We start from the raw sequence: 379 nt of genomic DNA on the forward strand, positions 1-379 counted from the left end.
CGGCGTGCCGACAACCACATCCCGGCCCGCCCCAAGGCGCGACAGCAACACCGAAAAAGCCGTTTCCAGAACCATGAACAGGGTCGCGCCCTGCGCGCGCGCCAAGGCATTCAGCCCGACCGCCACCTCGCTACCCACCCTGACCGGCACCGCTCCACCGGCATAATCCATCGCCTCCGGCCGCGCCCGGTCAAACGGCAGGCTGATCGCCCCGGGCACCCCTGCCAGTTCCGCCCGCCACCAGCCCGTCTCCGCCGCAAGCCGCCCAGGCGACAAAACCTGCCGCTGCCACAGCGCATAGTCGGCATACTGGACCGCAAGACCCGGCAAATCCGCCGCCAGACCACCGCAAGCCTCCAAATATAACGCTGACAGTTCC

General features: G+C 68.1%; 1 protein-coding gene. It reads right to left on the reverse strand.

Annotation, left to right across the window (positions count from 1 at the left end; translation table 11 throughout):
* The coding region (locus E1297_RS00530) for a condensation domain-containing protein (RefSeq protein ID WP_155132608.1) at positions 1–379 on the reverse strand (379 nt) is incomplete at both ends.

This window comes from Roseibium sp. RKSG952, from assembly GCF_009711355.1.